We start from the raw sequence: 18,499 nt of genomic DNA on the forward strand, positions 1-18,499 counted from the left end.
TCGATTTATAATGATGATTAAGTGCTCATTCTACCCGTTCACCTTTCTTGTTGATGTAGTAACTTTCTCCATTAAACAATTCTACTTTTGATTTTTCAAGACCATCTGTAAATGAGAAATAATAGGCTCTTTTATATATGATAGGAATAACGACTTCTCCTTCTTTGTTAATAAATCCCCACTTATCATTTAACTGAACCAATGCTAAACCATCATCAAAATCGGAGCACTGGTCATATATTATTGGAACACCGCCTTTCCCTTTAGTATTAATCCACCCACATTTACCATCTAATCCAACACTTGCTAATTTGTTCTTAAATGCATATGCAAAATCATATATTGCTGGGATAACAATAGTTCCTTCTTTATTAATAAACCCCCAACTACCATTTAATTTAACACCTGCTAATCCATCAGAAAAAGAAGTTGGATCACCATAGTCAGAAGCTGTTTCATCATATTGAAAGGGAACAATGACATTTTCAGCTTTATCAACATATCCCCATTTACCATTTAATTTAACACTCGCTAATCCTTCTGAAAATATAGATGATTCCTCATAATCAATAGAGATAATAACTTTCCCATTTTTATCAATGTGTCCACATTTGCCATTTAACTCTACTTTTGCTAATCCATCATTAAAAGCATCGACATCATCATATATTATTGGAATAACAACAGCTCCACTTTTATTTATAAAGCCCCATTTACCATTTAATTGAACATTTGCTAATCCTTCACTAAACCCATAGGAATTATTATATTTAAATGATATAACTAGATTGCCATTAATATCAACATACCCATATTTATAATTTTTTTCAACAAGAAAAAGATCTTCTCCCACGCCTTCATGTATATTCCGTCTCGCAAAATCACCTTCAATGTCATGAGAATTTAACACCTGCTCTCCTTGCTCATTAATAAAGGCAAAACCTCCGTTTATTTTTATATTCATGTATTTTAAATCAGGAAGCTTTCTTTTTAAATACTTAAATCTTTCTGCAAATGGAGCCAGCCTTGCCTTTCGTTCTTCTTCTCGTTTGATTTCGGCTAAACGTTCACGTTCTTTAGCTTCCTTTTCTTTTTCCGCTCGTCTAAGGTCTGCAAGTCGTTCTCGCTCTATTCTAGCTTTTTCTTCTTCGGCTCGTCTAATTTCGGCTAAACGCTCACGTTCTTTTCTTGCCTTCTCCTCCATGATTCCCTGATCGATTAGCGATTCGTAGGAAGCAATATCTTCTATCACTTTATCGTCTGGATTCATATTATAAAGCTTGTTCAATTCGTCTTTACTACGCTGAAACATTTCAACCTTCATATAGGTCTTAACTTTTAAATTTTGAATTTTCGCAGATTTCATTCCTTTTGAAATTGCTTCGATTTCTTTTATTTTATCCAACACATCCCAATATTTACCTTGCTCATATAATTTCTCAGCGCTTATAATTTTAACTTTTATCTTATTTATTGTTGCCTTATCCAGATTTTGCGAATTAACAAATTGAAAACAACTCAGGGCTATAATAAATATTGCGATTATTTTTTTCATAATTATCTGTATCTTGATTTTATACTATTTTGCCAGTTATATAATTCGATTTTACATTTTTTCTTTTTAATTTCTTTTTGCTTTTTTTCTAATGCCTTTTTCCGTTCCCTTGCCTTTTCTTCTCTTTCTTTACGAGCACTAAACTGCTGAAAGGTCTCCTTATTAGGGTCGTGACTTTCTATTGCTATTAATTTCAATGGGCCTCCAGTATGAGCTCTTGAATAAGAAAAATCAATTTCAAAACCATCATCAATAAACTCTCCATTAAAATCAACAAACCCTACTTTATAGGCCGTACAAGTTTCATAGCAAAATTTTGATTCTAATTCTTTTCTTACCTTAGCAATACCCATTTTATATTCTAATATTTCCCAGTCTCGATAAGGAATTAAAGGTTTTCCTCGACTATTAATGACACCTGTTAATCCATTTTTATAATCAATTTTAAAGTCGGTATCGTCTTCTGCAGAATCTAGCATCGCATCTAAATTATTATCTTTAGTTTTTGATGCCTCACTACTACTCGATAATAAATCATCCAGATTATTTGATACTTTTTTTTTGCTGTCAGAATCACCATCTAAAAGGTCATCCAAGTTATTGGAACTAGGTTTATTTGTTCGTCCCGTTTCTTTTAAAAAATCATCCAGATTTTTTGTTTTCTTTTTCGGTTCAACTTTAGACGCTGCTAATAAGTCATCCAGATTTGAAATCTCTTGATCTAATTTAGAAACCTCAACATCATGTTTTATTCTATCTGTTTCTTCTTCGCCTTCCGCTTTTTTAATTCCATTTAAGTGATTGTTAATTTTTTTGAAATTATCGTTAAGTCTATCTATTCGTTTTTGTAAGGCTAAACTGTAACTAAACTTATTACCTAATGATGTGCGGAGTATGTCAATTTCTCTTGCCTTCTCTTTTAAACCGCTCTCTTGAATTGAATACAATACGGCTTGAATATCTTTTTTCTTTTGGATTAATATTTTTTTATCAGAATTTAAACTGAATGAATTAGGCGATAAAGATCTTGTGTTTTTTTCATGCTGAAGCTTCGATGCTGCATAGTCATCTTCCAGTTTTTTAAGTGCTGCTCTAATTGCTTGAACTCGCTTTTGCGCTTCAGTCACAGGTTCAGCTTCAAGAATAACGCTTTGACTTAGAATTATAGATGGAATCATGAAGAGTATTACTATTGCTATTTTGAATTTCATTGTTGAAATTTTAATTTTTAATTTACGAAATTATTTAAGCTGCACTCGTCAAATTGAATATTATTTGATGTGTTTTAGAAATAAAACAATAAATGAACTAACTAATTATGAGAGTATTGACCTCATTGGGTAGCTAAAAACCTATCAGAATGGTAGTCTTTTAAGAAAGTGTTCTTTAAACACACGGATAAAAAAACCTCTGTACAAAAGTCTTAAACACTTTATTGTTTACGATAACTTATGCCTGAAATTTCAATATTATCATTAATCATTTCTACCTGTTCTGTACTATTAATAATATAATGTGGATTGTTAGATTGTGTAAACAGCTTATCAAATAGCATCAGGTCTAAATAGGTCGTAGTAATGTCTTGTAAAGCTTGTTGGTTTTGTAATAACTGAGTTATTGAACCATAATTAATGGTTGTAAATGCTGAGGTTTCATTTTGTGCTTCATCATCCTGTTTTATTTCGTCTCTGACACTGTTATAAGTATCTTCAATAAGGGCGATAAACTCATGACTAGCTAGAATGATTTTATATTTGGAAACCTCTAGATTTGTATAATCAAACCTTCCATAATTGAGTCCGGAGTTTACGCTTATTAAACTTTTATCAACCCGCAAGCCATTAATAGATACTTTCATCACATCTATTGGATTTGATTCACCTGCATATTAGACAATTTAAACGTTGCATTCAGAGTCAACTAACTGGTTATGATTATAGTGGAGCATATCGGATTCGAACCGATCGCCTCTACGCTGCCAGCGTAGCGCTCTAGCCAAATGAGCTAATGCCCCAGTTATGTTATTTCAATCCGCCTAATACTAAAACAGGTAACGCGCTACTAAAATCTTTCTTTAGTATCGTATTCTTTTCCCATGTCTTAGCAAAAAATCCGCGTTTACGCCTTACAACGCACAATAAGTCCGGATTGTTATTTTTATAATGTTCTAAGACTCCTTGATAGGTCGTCGCATTTTCAGCAATGGTAGTATTAGTGATTAAACGAGATAAGTCGTCGTTGATATCAAAATCACCTTCATTGTGAAATGGCGTCTTTACCAGCAGTAAATTTAAAACCGCTTTAAATTGATTTTTAATAGCTTTCAGCGGATCTAAAGCATTTTCTTTTCTGATGATTGCAGATTTAACCGCCAACAATATTTTTACTATAGGTTTGTATACATAGCCTTCGGGAACGATTAAAGCCGGTATATTGGTTTGCTTTACAATCTTTCCAGATGTTTTTCCTAAATACACTTCATCTTTAATCGAGTTGGTTCTAGGCTCTAATATTATTAGGTCTACGCTCAAAGCTTTACAAGCCAACTCAATAGTATCTACAAGTTTTCCTTTAAATGTTTTAATAACAACATCAACGCCTTTGGTGTCTATTTTAGAAACATGTCCTTTTAAAAAGGCAAGGCTTTCACGCTCTAAAATATGATCTACCTTAATCATCGTGCCTGCTTTAGTGTAAACATTATATATCTGTACAACATATAATTTAGCTCCAAAAGCTCTAGCAAAATCAACAGCATACTGCAAATGACTTTCGGCGTTTTTAGAGGAACCAACAGGAACAAGAATAGACTTCATAATAAAATATTTAAAAGTAACTTTGCATAAATTTTGGGTAAAGGTAACTAATTATGACTTTATTATAATTGCAAATGATTCGTAAAGCAACTTTTAATGATGTAGCAGGTATTATAAAAATGACCAAAGCGTGTGCGAAACATATGATAAGCAATGGTATTTTTCAATGGAACGAACACTATCCAAATCCGACTGCTTTTGAAAATGATATTCAGAGAAACGAACTTTATGTTCTAGATCTAGAAGGGACTATTAAAGGTTGTGTGGTTGTGTCTACTTTTATGGACGATGAGTATAGTCCTGTGACATGGTTAACACCTAATGAGCATAATATGTACATCCATCGTTTAGCTATTCATCCTGAATTTCAAGGACAAGGGTATGCTCAAAAGCTTATGGATTTTGCGGAGGGACTTGCCAAAAAACAAAAAGCGACTTCTATTCGTTTAGATACCTTTTCTCAAAACAAACGCAACCAAACATTTTATGAACTTCGAGGATATCAACGCTTGGGAACTATTTATTTTCCGAAGCAAAGTGAGCATCCTTTTTACTGCTATGAATTAGTCATTTGAAAACAGACATCACCTTTAAAAATATCAACAAACTGGCTATTCCTGCATTAATTTCGGGAGTTGCCGAGCCTATCCTGTCTTTAACTGATACAGCAATCATTGGTAATGTCGATTATAACGCTGCCGAATCTCTGGCTGCTGTTGGTATTGTTGGAACCTTTATTTCGATGCTTATTTGGGTATTAGGGCAAACCAGAAGCGCCATATCATCGATTGTGTCTCAGCATTTAGGTGCCCGTCAATTAGACAAGGTAAAAAACCTTCCTGCTCAGGCCATTTTTATCATTACATCCATAAGTGTTTTAATCATTATAGCAACCTTGCCCTTTGCTTCTGGAATTTTTAAACTCTACAACGCTTCAGGACTAATTTTGGATTATAGTGTTGATTATTATAGTATTCGTGTTTTCGGATTTCCCTTTACCTTATTTACGATTGCGATTTTTGGAACCTTTAGAGGACTCCAAAACACCTTTTATCCTATGATTATAGCCATCATTGGTACGATTGTAAATATTGTTCTGGATATTGCTTTTGTTTATGGAATTGAAGGTGTTATCAGTCCGATGCACATCAAAGGAGCCGCTTGGGCAAGTGTCATTGCTCAAATCGTTATGGCATTATGTTCTGCTTATTTTTTGCTGAAAAAAACAGATATTTCATTACGTATGACGTTTCCGTTTAATACAGAAATTAAGAATTTTATTATCATGATTCTTAACCTTTTTGTTAGAACCTTAGCGCTTAATGCAACGCTTTATTTTGCGACCAGATTCGCAACATCCTACGGAACAGAATATATTGCAGCCTACACCATTGCAATCAATTTATGGTTTTTAGGCGCTTTTATTATCGATGGTTATGCCAGTGCTGGTAATATCCTCTCTGGAAAACTTTTAGGTGCTAAAAACTATTCAAAGCTTATAGAATTAAGCCGGTTTTTAATTAAATGTGGTATTGGTGTTGGAGTCCTTCTGGCCATTACTGGCTTTATTTTTTATAATAGTATTGGAGGTGTTTTCACTAAAGAACAGGCTGTTTTAGAACAGTTTTATAAGGTATTCTGGATTGTGTTGCTCATGCAACCTCTATGTGCGCTCGCATTTATTTTTGACGGCATGTTTAAAGGCATGGGTAAAATGAAATTTTTAAGAAACTTACTGCTGCTCTCAACAGGCTTGGTGTTTATTCCTATCTTATTTCTACTAGATTATTTTGAGCTAAAGTTATATGCTGTCTTTAGTGCTCTAACCGTATGGATAATTGCCAGAGGTGTGCCGCTAATTATAAAATTCAGACAACTATTTTTGTCCCTTTCACAAAAGACGTAACTTTACATTAACTTTTAATATTAAAATTATGGGCAATAGATTATTTCTTCTTTTAGCCATCGTGTTAATTATAATTTATTTCTACAACAGATATAAACGTAGGTAATGAGCAACATTCGTATCACTAAACAGTTTTCTTTTGAAACTGGTCATGCCCTTTACGGTTATGACGGAAAATGTAAAAACGTTCATGGTCATAGCTACAGATTGGATGTTACTGTTATTGGACAACCTATAAATGATCATTCTAATGTGAAATTTGGGATGGTGATTGACTTTAGCGATCTTAAAAAAATCGTGAAAGAAGAAATCGTCGATGTTTTTGACCATGCTACTGTATTTAATAAAAATACACCTCATGTTGAATTAGCCAAAGAACTGGAAGATCGAGGCCATAATGTGCTCCTGGTAAATTACCAGCCAACGAGTGAAATGATGGTGATTGATTTTGCTGAAAAAATAAAACAACGCCTACCCGATAATATCAAATTACACTCATTAAAGCTTCAGGAAACAGCAACCTCTTATGCGCAGTGGTTTGCTTCAGATAATGACTAGTCCTACCCACATAACCATTCCGAAGGGAAAGAAAATTTATTTTTCTTCAGACAATCATTTAGGTGCCCCAACAAAGGAAGCGTCATTACCTCGTGAAAAGAAATTTGTTGCCTGGCTTGATAGCATCAAATCAGATGCTGCTGCTATTTTTTTGTTAGGCGATTTGTTTGATTTCTGGATGGAATACAGACGTGTGGTTCCGAAAGGCTTTACAAGAACCCTTGGAAAGTTAGCCGAAATTTCAGATTCTGGAATTCCTATTTACTACTTTGTTGGCAATCATGATTTATGGATGAATGGTTATTTTGAAGAAGAACTTAATATTCCGGTCTACCACAAACCAAAAGAATTTACATTCAATAACAAAACTTTTTTTATTGGTCATGGCGATGGCTTAGGGCCTGGAGACAAAGGCTATAAACGCATGAAAAAAATATTTACAAATCCGGTTTGTAAATGGTTATTTAGACGCTTGTTACATCCTGATTTCGGGATGCGTATTGGGCATTATATGTCGGTAAAAAATAAAATGATTTCTGGCGACGAAGATGCTAAATTTTTGGGCGAAGACAACGAATGGCTGGTACAGTATTGTAAACGAAAACTGGAAACCAAGCATCGCGATTTTTTTGTATTTGGTCACAGACATTTACCGCTAGAAATTGACCTTAATGACAGGTCGCGTTATATCAATCTGGGCGATTGGATTAAATATTACACCTATGGCGTGTTTGATGGAGAGTATTTTGAATTAAAAACCTACTAAACCTCATCTTCCTTTTCATGTTCTTCGATATCCTTTGTTAAATCTAATTTTGGAAAGGAAGGAATAACCACTCCTGTCATTAAAACAGTATACAAAGTCATTGTTCCTCCAAAAACAACAGCACTAATCGTTCCCATATATTTAGCTGTAACGCCACTCTCAAAAGCACCCAATTCGTTAGACGATCCAACAAACATAGAATTTACCGACGATACACGACCTCTCATATGATCGGGTGTTTTTAGCTGAAGAATGGTTTGACGAATCACCATAGACACGCCGTCAAAGACACCACTGAAGAATAATGCGGTAACAGAAATCCAAAATACAGAAGAAAGTCCAAAAATGATAATACACAGACCAAAACCAAAAATAGCAACCAAAAGTTTTAAACCAGCCTTTTTACTAATCGGAATATAAGCCGTAACCAACATGGTTAAAAATGCACCAACAGAAGGCGCAGCGACAATAAGTCCAAAACCTTGCGATCCTACTTTGAGAATATCTTCAGCAAAAACAGCCGCTAAAGCAATTGCACCACCAAATAATACCGACACCATATCTAAAGTTAGTGCACCTAAAATAGCTTTGGTTTTAATCACAAAATTGATGCCTTCTTTTAAACTTTCCATGACAGGTTCACCAATTTTAGGATTTAAAATAGGCTTTCGTTTTATTTGAAAAAGCATAAGTAACGAAAACAAAACTAATCCAAAAACAATACACAAGGACCAATGTACACCTCTTTGATCATCGACGCCACCACCTAGCCAGCTAATTGAAAATCCAGCAAAAGCAACACCTAAAACACGAGCCATTTGCCAGGTAGAACTATTCCAGGTGGCTGCGTTGGGATATATTTTTTTCGGAACAATAAGGGCGACTAATGAAAATATGGTCGGACTAAAAAAAGAGCGCAGTAAGCCTCCAAAAAATACGAGCGCATAGATGCAATATAAAATGGTTTTGACAGACCAACTTTGTGAGATGCTTTCTGACGTCAACCAAAACAAACCAAAGCTAATTAATGAAAAAGCAGCAATACAAATTGCTAAAAGGTTTCGTTTTTCTTTTTGATCGACAATATGACCTGCAAACAGCGCCATTGTTAAGGCCGGAATGATTTCCATCAAGCCAATTAATCCAATATATAAAGGGTCACTTGTTAACTTATAAACTTGCCATTCAATAATAACAAATTGCATAGACCATCCAAAAATTAATGCAAAACGCACCACCAAAAACATATTAAATTCTCGAAATCGCAATGCTGCGTATGGGTCTTTTTTTGACAAAATCTATTCTTGGATTATTTTAAACTCAACACGTCTGTTTTGTTGTTGCCCTTCTTTTGTGTCGTTGGCTAAGACGGGTTTAGAACTTCCAAACCCAAAATAGGTGATTCTAGACACGTGAAGGCCTTGCAAAATTAAATAATCTGCCACAGCTTTAGCACGTTGTTCAGATAATTCTTTGTTTCTTTTATCCAAACCAATAGCATCTGTATGTCCGTAAATTTCAATACTCAAATCTGGGTTTTCACTGAGATACTGATAGAGTTGATTTAACTCTTCAATAGAATGGTCTAATAATTCTGCTTGGTCAAAATCGAATAATACATGGTTAAAAGTATAGATTTGATTGTGTTTGATCTCTGGTGTTTCTGAAATATCTTCAGGTTGTTTTAGAACTTTAGGGTGTTTGGGGCGAATAGAAATATCATCAATGAAATAATAAGACTTTGAAGGTCCTTTTGAGCCCGGAATTCGCATTTTCTCCAGGTTGGTATTCTTGTCGAAGTTTCCTATGATAAAATAATTTTCAAAGCCTTCAGCCGTATAGGTTGCTTTTAATTCTATCCAGTTTTCTGAAGTGTCTAACGCCTCTGAATATTGGATTTCAGGTATTTTATAAACAGACTTGCTTAAATTCTCTTTTGAAAAATTGACAACTTTTGTATTGTAAAACTGAAGGTTTATAGCTTTAATCGAATGTGTAGATTTTTCAGCTAAACTAACGTAAAAGGTAATTTCGTACTGCTCGCCTCTTTGCAGAGTCTCAGTTAATTTCCCTTGAATATACTCTCTATAATTCTTTTTAAAATAGACGTGTATTCCTGCATAACCTTTACCCGATTTAGCTTTTTGAAAACCCATAAAATTATCAAATCCCATCGTCGAGCTACAAGCATTAAAATAATCGGTTGTCCCATTGTTTGGAATGGACCAGTGTTTAACATTAAGATGAAAAAAACTAATATCTCTTGGACAATCCTGAAAATCTTCAAAGCTAGGATTGTACACTAAGTTTTGGGCAAAAGACAATTTCAGAAGACAACAAAAAAGAATCGAGGCGCTAAGTTTCATAGTGAAGTAACGAAAAGCAAATACAAATATTATGGTTTTATATCTCGTAATTTTAACTGTAAACTCACCTGACCTTGCCAATGGTTTTCATCAATAGAATAAACGGCATCAAATTGTTGCTTATTTTGAATTAAAGGTAATTTATCACCCAAATTAAACCCTATGCCAACAAAGCGTTCTTGACCTTGAGTTACGGTTAATCGCAAATGGTTCTCATCCTCACCAACGCATTTCCCATAACCAGTATCCTTTAGGTTTTTGGTCATAAATATTGGTGTCATATTACCTGGGCCAAAAGGTGCAAACTGCCGAATAATTCTAAAAAACTTAGGTGTAACGTCACTCAGGTTGATTTGTGCATCTACTTTAATTTCTGGAATTAACAAATTCCTATCTATGGTCTTAGACACCTCATCTTCAAAAGCTTGTTTAAAAGCCTCATAATTTTCAGCTTTTAAGGTTAAACCTGCCGCATATTTATGGCCACCAAACTGTTCAATATATTCACTGCAAGCTTGCAACGCATTATAAACATCAAAGCCTTTTACAGATCGTGCTGAAGCGGCTAAGCTATCACCACTTTTAGTAAACACTAAGGTTGGCCTGTAGTAAGTCTCGGTTAATCGTGAAGCCACAATACCAATAACTCCTTTATGCCACGACTCGTGATATACCACAGAAGTCAATCGGTCTTGCTCATTATTTGCTTCAATTTGGGCTAAGGCTTCTTTTGTGATTTGTTGATCTGCTTCTCGTCGGTCGAGATTGAATTCGTTAATTTCTTTGGCGTATGTTTCAGCTAAAAAGTCATCTGTTTCAGTGAGTAAGGTCACGGCATAATTACCGTGTTTCATTCGTCCCGCAGCATTAATCCGCGGCGCAACAATAAACACAACATCAGTAATGGTAAGTTCTGGTTTTTTAACTTGAGCCAGAATGGCTTTAATGCCTGGTCTTGGATTGGTATTGATAACTTGCAATCCGAAATAAGCCAAAGCGCGATTTTCACCAGTTACAGGAACAATATCAGCACCAATTGCAGTCGCCACCAAATCTAAATATTCCCCTAAATCTTCAACAGTTTTATGGTCTTTTGATGCTAAAGCCTGAATGAGTTTAAACCCAACACCGCAACCACATAATTCTTTAAACGGATATTCGCAGTCTTCACGTTTTGGATCTAAAACAGCCACAGCTTTTGGAAGTTCGGCTCCTGGTCTATGGTGATCACAAATGATAAAATCGATACCTTTTTCTGAAGCATAGTTTACTTTATCGATGGCTTTAACGCCACAATCTAAAGCGATAATCAATGAAAAATCATTGTCGTGAGCAAAGTCAATACCTTTAAAAGAAACTCCGTAGCCTTCATCGTAACGATCAGGAATATAGGTAGCGATTTGATTTGATTTTGTTTTTAAATAAGAGGACATTAAGGCCACAGAAGTGGTGCCATCAACATCATAATCGCCATAGACTAATATATTTTCATCATTTGCCAAAGCCTGTTCAATACGTTGTACCGCAAGATCCATGTCTTTCATCAAAAACGGGTCGTGCAAATCTTTTAAACTCGGGCGAAAAAACGTCTTGGCAGCTTCATAAGTTTCAATGCCTCGCTGCACTAATAACATGGCAATAGAATGTTCTACTTGAAGTTCTTTTTGTAAAACTTCAACCGTTTCAGGGTTTGGTTTTGGTTTGAGTGTCCAACGCATGTACTAATATAGAAAATTTTCGCTACACATTGTGATAATGAATAGAAGTTTTTACGTCGGCAAACCTTCGGAACATTTCCATCACACCACAGTATTTTTCAATAGACAAATCGACTGCTTTCTTAATTTTGGTTTCATCGAGGTTGTCGCCATAGAAATGATATTCAACCGAAACGGTATGATAGTATTTCGGATGCTCTTCGGTTAATTCACCATAAGTATCAATTCTAAAATCTGAAAAAGGGACTTTCATTTTTTTCAGAATAGACACGACATCCAAGCCTGAACAACCTGCTAATGATGATAACATCATCGCTTTAGGCCTTAATCCAGAATTGTGACCGCCATCTTCAGATGAGGTATCCATGGTGAGTAATTTTCCACTCGGATTATCTGATTCAAATTGTAAGTTTCCTTTCCAATGTGTGACTACTTTATGAGACATATCTAAAGAATTTTTCGTTTATTGTTAACTCAAAAATACCACTAAAAATCACAATATATGGCATTAGTAACTCCTTTATCTGCAGAACATGATTTGGAAACAAAACAACTCGCTGAGTTTTTTAATGAAACGCTCGGGTTTTGCCCAAATTCAGTATTAACAATGCAACGTCGCCCAGCGATTTCGAAAGCATTTATCAATTTAAATAAGGCTGTCATGGCTAATGAAGGTCGCGTAACTTCTGCTTTAAAACGGATGATTGCCTGGGTTTCTAGTAATGCAACGGGCTGTCGCTATTGTCAGGCACATGCCATTCGCGCTGCGGAACGTTATGGTGCAGAACAAGAACAATTAGACAACATTTGGGAGTACAGAACACATCCTGCTTTTTCTGATGCTGAACGTGCTGCTCTAGATTTTAGTTTGGCTGCTTCTCAAGTACCAAATGCCGTAAATGCCGATATTAAAAAACGTCTATATGAGCATTGGGACGAAGGGGAAATTGTAGAAATGTTAGGTGTTATTTCTCTTTTTGGTTACCTCAACCGCTGGAATGATTCTATGGGAACCGATATCGAAGAAGGTGCTGTGGAAAGTGGCAATAAGTATTTAGGTAAACATGGTTATGAAGTTGGGAAACACGATGGATCGCAGTATTAGTAAGCAGTAATCAGTCACAGTTTTTAGCTGATTTTATAATATACCTCTTCAGAAATGGAGGGGTTTTTTGTTAAATCTAGAGGGTGTTTGAAATACGCTTTTTTAATTCTGGCAAAACCTCAGTCTCAAACCACGGATTCTTAGCCAGCCAAAACCGGTTTCTCGGACTGGGATGTGGTAGTACAAAATACTGAGGTAAATAGGCTTTATAATTGGCAACCGTTTCGGTTAAGGTGCGCTCAGCTTTGTCTTTTAAATAATACTTTTGAGCATACATACCAATCAAAATCACCAATTCTACATTTTTCATATGGTCTAATAATGGTTGATGCCATTGAGGCGCACACTCTATTCTAGGTGGTAAATCACCACTTTTTCCTTTTCCTGGATAGCAAAATCCCATCGGAATAATTGCAAATTTGGTTTCGTCATAAAAATCTTCATCAGTAACATCTAACCATTTACGCAATTGTTTTCCGCTGGCATCATCCCAAGGAATTCCCGAAGCATGGACTTTAGTTCCTGGTGCCTGACCAATAATAACAATTTTAGAATCTGGATGACCTGTGGCGATAGGTCGTGGCCCAAGCGGTAGATGCGCTTCGCAAATTCGGCATTGTCGTATGTCGTGTAAAAGTGTTTCCATAATAGTGAGATTCTGAAATCAAAGATTCATGAAAAAACACGTTCAGAATGACGTTTTGCCATAAGGAGCTATTTACGTCCGCCAACAATAATTACAATTTCACCTTTTGGTGGTTTATTGGTATAATGTGCTAAGACTTCTGTTGCTGTACCCCGAATAGTTTCTTCATATAATTTTGTGAGTTCCCGAGAGACTGAAACAGGTCTGTCTTCTCCAAAATACTCACAGAAATTAGAAAGTGTTTTTATGAGTTTGTGCGGACTTTCATAAAAAATCATGGTACGAGTTTCTTCAGAAAGCAATTTTAACCGTGTTTGTCGTCCTTTTTTAACAGGAAGAAAGCCTTCAAAAACAAATTTATCGTTAGGCAATCCGGAGTTTACAAGTGCAGGAACAAATGCAGTAGCTCCAGGTAAACAATCGACTTCAATTTGATTTTCAACACAAGCTCTTGTGAGTAAAAACCCAGGATCTGATATCGCAGGTGTCCCAGCATCACTAATCAAAGCAATTGATTGTCCGCTTTTAAGTTTTTGAATTACATGATCGACCATTTTATGCTCATTGTGCATATGATGACTTTGCATGGGCGTTTTGATTTCAAAATGCTTAAGTAATTTTCCTGAAGTTCGCGTGTCTTCAGCTAAAATTAAATCGACGTCGTTTAAAACATCCACAGCACGAAAAGTCATGTCTTTTAAATTTCCGATAGGTGTTGGTACAAGGAAGAGTTTACTCATTGTAAAAGATTTCTTTTCAAATTTACAATGTTTTCGTTTATCTTAACCCAAGCTTATCTGTTATTTGTTTCTCAGAATACGTAAAACACTATAGTAGGAAAATTCAATATTTATCTGTTATAGTTTTGAGGCTTTGAGTTCTTATAATACCCGACAACACTATTATTGTATGATTGGAAAACGTTTCCGCTTATTTTTTCTTCTTTTAATAAGTATGCAATTGCATGGTCAATCTACCGATTTATCTATAGTTGCTCAAGCACAAACTACAAGTGGAATTGGTGTTTCTCAAGTTGAGATTTTTCAAGATTTTCAGTATCTCATTACGATTATAAATTCGGGAAGCCCTGTAAATAATGCCACTTTTGAAATTACTTTATCAAATAACCTTCAAAATTTAAATAGTGATAATATCAGTTCACAAAATAACTCTGGAGGCGCGTCAAATGCTTCAGATTTAGTTTTAACTAATAATGTTCTCACAGGAACAGTCGCTAATTTACCTACCGATTCGAGTGTAGAAATTAAAATTGATGTTACGGCGCCTTCAACAGTTGGAGGCATCGCTATTAATGCTATTATTTCTCCGCCTGAAGGAACAACAGACCTAAATTTATCAAATAACCAATCCCTGATATCTATTGATGTGATTGATGTTGAAATCGATTTCACCGTAACACATTCGCAGATTTCGCCAGCAGAAGGTACTGCTATTCCGTCATGGAACAGTTCGGTCACCTACCAATTTACAATTACCAATAATAGCGCTATTGATTTTCCTATTAATAGTTTTAAAGCTGAACTTTCTTTGGTTTCTAATATTGATTATGGAAGACCAAATGTTAGAGTTGAATCTATTAATTGTATCGGAACCACAGGAGGAACAACTTGCCCAGATGTGTCTGGTATCCCAACAGGCGAAACCTCTTTAATAAGTGGCACCACCGAATTAATTTCGTTTTCTTCTTCTCATGTATTTACGGCTGGAGGTTCGGCAACCTTTGAAATGGTTTACGAATATTTAGACCCATCCTGTGCTATAGAACTCTTACCTATTGCTGTTTCGAGTAAAGTCTCAATAACTTTAGACCATGAAAACGTATCTTCAAATACGTCGAATAGTGTTATAACAAATTTATTAGAATCAGAATTATGTCAGGTTACAGATATTTGTATTGATACCATTCAAATCGATCCAGATCCTAGTACCATCGCTAACTGGAATCAAGATATTACTTTTGAAACAACCGTTTGTAATAATGGTCCGCTAGATGCTACCGTTGCCTTTTTTCTTCAAAACTTAACACCTGCGATAGATTGGCAAATTATATCAGTTGTTTGTACTCAAACCACTGGTGCAATCGATTGTGAAGATATTACGATAAACATCAATGATCAATTTTGGGTGAGCGAACCATTTGTGATGCCTGTTGGTGCGACTATTACCATTACGACTATTGTTCAGTTTTTAGAACCCGAATGTTCTCTAAACACTGAAATAAGTATGGCCAATGTTAGAAGTGGTACCAATGTTTTAGAAGCAGATATTTTTGATCATGTCATAGAAAACAGTGCTCAAACCGATTTTATAATGCTCCCCGCAACTGAAGCTTGTCCGGTGGTTGATTTAAGCGTGACCAAAACTCAAATCGACCCTGTATTACCAAACGGAGGATCACCAGATAACACGATGCAAGCTGGTGAGGTAACCTATGAAATTACGGCTTCAAACGAAAGTGATACAGATGCTATCATCGAACTTATTGATTTCACCGAAAACTCAGGAAATGTTGGGTACACAGGAACACTTATTTCTGTTTCATGTATTGCTACTACAGGAAGTGCCGAATGCTTTACAATTAATAATACAAATATTGGCCTACCGCTGGATGGTATTTCTCTTAATGGTGAACCTGATACTTTTTGGGAAATTGTAGCCGAAGATAACTGGAGTTTACCAGCCAATAGTTCGGTGACATTTCAAGCTACTGTGGCTTGGGAAACCGAATGTGATATAAATGCCATCCCTGTTTTTAATCGTGTAGAAATTAATCATGCCGACAGTGCTTTTGATAATAATACATCTAACAATAGTGATGAAGCGATAAGCTTTATTGCGCCTTGTGTCGATTTAGTCGTTCAAACATTTCCAGAGTTTACACAAGTTAATGTCAACCAACCTTTTAATTGGATTATCGACATCACCAATAGTGAGAACAGTTCTAATGCTATCAATATTTTTGTAGAAGACATGATAAATGAAGTCTTTACAATTACAGGAACACCAACATGTGTGGTGACCAACGGAACCGCTAGCTGCAGTACCGATTTAACCACCAATGGGAATATTGTGACAGGAAATATTGCCAACATGGACGCTGGTTCGACAATACGAATTACAATTCCGGTTATAGCGCCTAATTTTGGAGGCGCATTTAACAATATTGCCATAGCAACTCCTGATGAAAATGACAATCTGGAGATTTCACCAGAAACCAATACGTCTATTAGTAATGTTCAAATAGTCGCTCCGGTTTTACAAAAAAGCTATAATCCAGAAACTATTATTGTAGGAGAAGAAAGCACACTTTCATTTACTATTACCAACTTACCATCCAATCCTTCACAAAGTGATATTTCGTTTACTGATGTGTTTCCGTCTGAAATTACAGTTGTATCACCACCTACTTGGGTTGAAAGTAATGGTTGTACAGCCACATTTATTGGGAATCAAGGTGACCATTTTGCTGGTGTTACAGATTTGGTATTTCCTGAAGGCGTTTCAACATGTACATTTAGTGTCGTTGTCACATCTGATGTTCCGGGAGTTTACCTCAACGACGCCACAAATTTTGAAGCTCAAAACAATATTGACACCTCACAAACTAATGCTACTTTAACGGTTTTAGAAGACACATCTGATGTTGATATTGAAATTTTAAAAAGTGTTTCTCAGCAAGAAGCCATCATAGGAGATCAGGTTACATTTCAAATTACAGCTACAAACATTGGAACTACTGAAGCGACAGGAATTGAGGTAGTTGACCTGCTGCCTAATGGAATGGTCTTTATTTCTGCCACAACTTCACAAGGCACCTTTGACTCCACAAATTTCATATGGTCTATTGATACTTTAATCAGCAACCAATCGGAAACCTTAAGCATTATCGCTCAAATTATTTCAAGTTCTGAACTCTTAAATACTGCTATACTCAATGCTGTTGATCAACCTGATCGGGATGATACTAATAATAGTGATACTGCTGAAGTTGTTGTTGGTTTTTGTTTACTTATTCCTGAGGGCTTATCACCAAATGGCGATAATTTAAATGATACCTTTACGATACAATGCATTGAAGAATATCCTGACAATCTTCTGAAAATTTATAATCGATTAGGCGTACAAATCTATGAACAGCGAAACTATCAGAATGACTGGGATGGTAGGCCCAATATGGGTCTGCCAATAACATCAGGTTTACTTCCTGTTGGTACCTACTATTATATTCTGGATTTAAACACTGGGGAACAGCCTATTTTTGGCTGGGTGTATCTTAATTATTAGCTTGTTCTTGTTGCAAAAAAACGGAACTAATCAAACTTACGTTCAACGATAGCTAAAAACCGATCTTCAAATTCTTCTTTACCTTCCCAATTATTATAATCTGGTTTGACAATGTCTTTGATTAGGTGTGACGCTTCATGGTAGGAACTGGTGGTTTTTAATTGTGACAATACACGCTCATAGTCTTCAATTTTACCATTAAACAGGTGCTTTATAAACGCAAGCTTGTCATTTAAACCAATATTCAATCCGCCATTTTTTAATTTATCATTCAATGATTTTTTAAAATTTTCAGTCGATTCACTTACAGGTTCAAATTCTGGGATTTCTTCAAAACCTGCAGTGATATCCTCGAGGTGTTCTTGAGTTTTTGGTTCAACAACAGCTGTTTCCACCATATCATCAACTTGTTGGGTTTCATGAGGCATTTGGGCTACCATATCTTTAATTTTTTCCATGACAGGCTCATAAATATGGTCATCTTCTTTCTCATCAAGATTGATGTAAATCTTATCTTCAATTTCTATATTATCACTAATTTTATTGTTGAATGCGACATCCAACATTCCGAAAAATGAAGAATCACTCCCAATGGTTGGTAAATCGCCTTCAAAATTTTCATGGGCAAACTTGAGAACGCATAATTTTTCATAAAGCGCACCAGCTTCAGCATGCAATTTTATCACATCTTCCTTACCTTTTAGTTTTAAAATTCTATGTGCAATGCTAACTAATTCAGCTTCCAACTTCTTCTTCAT

General features: G+C 35.5%; 17 protein-coding genes and 1 tRNA gene. 6 read left to right on the top strand and 12 right to left on the bottom strand.

The genetic code is table 11. The features are described from left to right. Positions 1-25 precede the first annotated feature (25 nt). The 5 genes from N4270_RS05425 to N4270_RS05445 form a co-directional block, all read right to left on the bottom strand. Positions 26-1,555, bottom strand: coding sequence for a WG repeat-containing protein (locus N4270_RS05425; protein WP_260095919.1), 1,530 nt, complete (start codon positions 1,553-1,555; stop codon positions 26-28). A 2-nt stretch (positions 1,556-1,557) separates the two neighbouring features. Then, a complete protein-coding gene (locus tag N4270_RS05430; protein WP_260095920.1) occupies positions 1,558-2,766 on the bottom strand; it encodes a hypothetical protein in 1,209 nt (402 codons plus the stop codon). A gap of 221 nt (positions 2,767-2,987) precedes the next feature. Next, positions 2,988-3,413, bottom strand: coding sequence for a hypothetical protein (locus N4270_RS05435; protein ID WP_260095921.1), 426 nt, complete (start codon positions 3,411-3,413; stop codon positions 2,988-2,990). Between the two features lie 82 nt (positions 3,414-3,495). Beyond that, positions 3,496-3,569, bottom strand: a tRNA-Ala gene (locus tag N4270_RS05440). 7 nt (positions 3,570-3,576) lie between these two features. Then, positions 3,577-4,371 (bottom strand): universal stress protein, encoded by a 795-nt coding sequence (locus N4270_RS05445; protein WP_260095922.1) that lies wholly within the window; start codon positions 4,369-4,371, stop codon positions 3,577-3,579. Positions 4,372-4,445: 74 nt separating this feature from the next. Between N4270_RS05445 and N4270_RS05450 the strand changes: the two genes are divergently transcribed. The 4 genes from N4270_RS05450 (at position 4,446) to N4270_RS05465 (ending at position 7,601) form a co-directional block, all read left to right on the top strand. Further along, entirely contained in the window at positions 4,446-4,946 is a 501-nt protein-coding gene (locus N4270_RS05450) for a GNAT family N-acetyltransferase (RefSeq protein WP_260095923.1), read from the top strand. Next, positions 4,943-6,277 carry an MATE family efflux transporter gene (locus N4270_RS05455; protein ID WP_260095924.1) on the top strand — a complete coding sequence of 445 codons (1,335 nt, stop codon included), beginning with the start codon at positions 4,943-4,945 and terminating at the stop codon, positions 6,275-6,277. Before N4270_RS05450 ends, N4270_RS05455 begins: the two co-directional genes overlap by 4 nt. A gap of 105 nt (positions 6,278-6,382) precedes the next feature. After that, positions 6,383-6,835, top strand: coding sequence for a 6-carboxytetrahydropterin synthase (locus N4270_RS05460; RefSeq protein WP_260095925.1), 453 nt, complete (start codon positions 6,383-6,385; stop codon positions 6,833-6,835). Positions 6,836-6,845: 10 nt separating this feature from the next. Continuing rightward, positions 6,846-7,601: a UDP-2,3-diacylglucosamine diphosphatase gene (locus N4270_RS05465; RefSeq protein ID WP_260096134.1), complete on the top strand. Its 756-nt coding sequence runs from the start codon at positions 6,846-6,848 to the stop codon at positions 7,599-7,601. On the opposite strand, the gene N4270_RS05470 is transcribed toward N4270_RS05465, so the two are convergent. From N4270_RS05470 to N4270_RS05485, 4 genes are read right to left on the bottom strand one after another with little or no spacing between them, the layout of a single operon-like run. After that, on the bottom strand, positions 7,598-8,896 hold the full coding sequence (locus tag N4270_RS05470) for an MFS transporter (RefSeq protein ID WP_260095926.1): 1,299 nt from the start codon (positions 8,894-8,896) through the stop codon (positions 7,598-7,600). The two genes, N4270_RS05465 and N4270_RS05470, sit on opposite strands and share 4 nt — an antisense overlap. Positions 8,897-8,899: 3 nt before the next feature. Continuing rightward, positions 8,900-9,967 (bottom strand): OmpA family protein, encoded by a 1,068-nt coding sequence (locus tag N4270_RS05475; protein ID WP_260095927.1) that lies wholly within the window; start codon positions 9,965-9,967, stop codon positions 8,900-8,902. Positions 9,968-9,996: 29 nt separating this feature from the next. Beyond that, a complete protein-coding gene (recJ, locus tag N4270_RS05480) occupies positions 9,997-11,685 on the bottom strand; it encodes a single-stranded-DNA-specific exonuclease RecJ (RefSeq protein WP_260095928.1) in 1,689 nt (562 codons plus the stop codon). A gap of 22 nt (positions 11,686-11,707) precedes the next feature. Further along, complete coding sequence (locus N4270_RS05485) at positions 11,708-12,130, bottom strand: OsmC family protein (protein ID WP_260095929.1); 423 nt, start codon at positions 12,128-12,130, stop codon at positions 11,708-11,710. A 57-nt stretch (positions 12,131-12,187) separates the two neighbouring features. On the opposite strand from N4270_RS05485, the gene N4270_RS05490 reads away from it, so the two are divergent. Beyond that, positions 12,188-12,790: a carboxymuconolactone decarboxylase family protein gene (locus tag N4270_RS05490; RefSeq protein ID WP_260095930.1), complete on the top strand. Its 603-nt coding sequence runs from the start codon at positions 12,188-12,190 to the stop codon at positions 12,788-12,790. Positions 12,791-12,866: 76 nt separating this feature from the next. Here N4270_RS05490 and N4270_RS05495 read toward each other — a convergent pair whose 3' ends face one another. Further along, a complete protein-coding gene (locus N4270_RS05495; protein WP_260095931.1) occupies positions 12,867-13,436 on the bottom strand; it encodes a uracil-DNA glycosylase family protein in 570 nt (189 codons plus the stop codon). Between the two features lie 68 nt (positions 13,437-13,504). Beyond that, on the bottom strand, positions 13,505-14,176 hold the full coding sequence (rsmI, locus tag N4270_RS05500) for a 16S rRNA (cytidine(1402)-2'-O)-methyltransferase (protein WP_260095932.1): 672 nt from the start codon (positions 14,174-14,176) through the stop codon (positions 13,505-13,507). A gap of 169 nt (positions 14,177-14,345) precedes the next feature. On the opposite strand from rsmI, the gene N4270_RS05505 reads away from it, so the two are divergent. Then, the gene (locus tag N4270_RS05505; protein WP_260095934.1) at positions 14,346-17,741 is read left to right on the top strand and encodes a gliding motility-associated C-terminal domain-containing protein; all 3,396 of its coding nucleotides are present in this window, start codon (positions 14,346-14,348) and stop codon (positions 17,739-17,741) included. Positions 17,742-17,767: 26 nt separating this feature from the next. On the opposite strand, the gene N4270_RS05510 is transcribed toward N4270_RS05505, so the two are convergent. Continuing rightward, complete coding sequence (locus tag N4270_RS05510; RefSeq protein ID WP_260095935.1) at positions 17,768-18,499, bottom strand: hypothetical protein; 732 nt, start codon at positions 18,497-18,499, stop codon at positions 17,768-17,770.

Source organism: Psychroserpens sp. SPM9 (genome assembly GCF_025153525.1).
Classification (GTDB): Bacteria; Bacteroidota; Bacteroidia; order Flavobacteriales; family Flavobacteriaceae; genus Psychroserpens.

Bases quoted from the DNA above. Each gene is read 5' to 3' on its own strand.
- N4270_RS05425 (WP_260095919.1), bottom strand. From the start codon at position 1,555: ATGAAAAAAATAATCGCAATATTTATTATAGCCCTGAGTTGTTTTCAA.
- N4270_RS05430 (WP_260095920.1), bottom strand. From the start codon at position 2,766: ATGAAATTCAAAATAGCAATAGTAATACTCTTCATGATTCCATCTATA.
- N4270_RS05435 (WP_260095921.1), bottom strand. From the start codon at position 3,413: ATGAAAGTATCTATTAATGGCTTGCGGGTTGATAAAAGTTTAATAAGC.
- N4270_RS05445 (WP_260095922.1), bottom strand. From the start codon at position 4,371: ATGAAGTCTATTCTTGTTCCTGTTGGTTCCTCTAAAAACGCCGAAAGT.
- N4270_RS05450 (WP_260095923.1), top strand. From the start codon at position 4,446: ATGATTCGTAAAGCAACTTTTAATGATGTAGCAGGTATTATAAAAATG.
- N4270_RS05460 (WP_260095925.1), top strand. From the start codon at position 6,383: ATGAGCAACATTCGTATCACTAAACAGTTTTCTTTTGAAACTGGTCAT.
- N4270_RS05475 (WP_260095927.1), bottom strand. From the start codon at position 9,967: ATGAAACTTAGCGCCTCGATTCTTTTTTGTTGTCTTCTGAAATTGTCT.
- recJ (WP_260095928.1), bottom strand. From the start codon at position 11,685: ATGCGTTGGACACTCAAACCAAAACCAAACCCTGAAACGGTTGAAGTT.
- N4270_RS05485 (WP_260095929.1), bottom strand. From the start codon at position 12,130: ATGTCTCATAAAGTAGTCACACATTGGAAAGGAAACTTACAATTTGAA.
- N4270_RS05490 (WP_260095930.1), top strand. From the start codon at position 12,188: ATGGCATTAGTAACTCCTTTATCTGCAGAACATGATTTGGAAACAAAA.
- N4270_RS05495 (WP_260095931.1), bottom strand. From the start codon at position 13,436: ATGGAAACACTTTTACACGACATACGACAATGCCGAATTTGCGAAGCG.
- rsmI (WP_260095932.1), bottom strand. From the start codon at position 14,176: ATGAGTAAACTCTTCCTTGTACCAACACCTATCGGAAATTTAAAAGAC.
- N4270_RS05505 (WP_260095934.1), top strand. From the start codon at position 14,346: ATGATTGGAAAACGTTTCCGCTTATTTTTTCTTCTTTTAATAAGTATG.
- N4270_RS05510 (WP_260095935.1), bottom strand. From the start codon at position 18,499: ATGAAGAAGAAGTTGGAAGCTGAATTAGTTAGCATTGCACATAGAATT.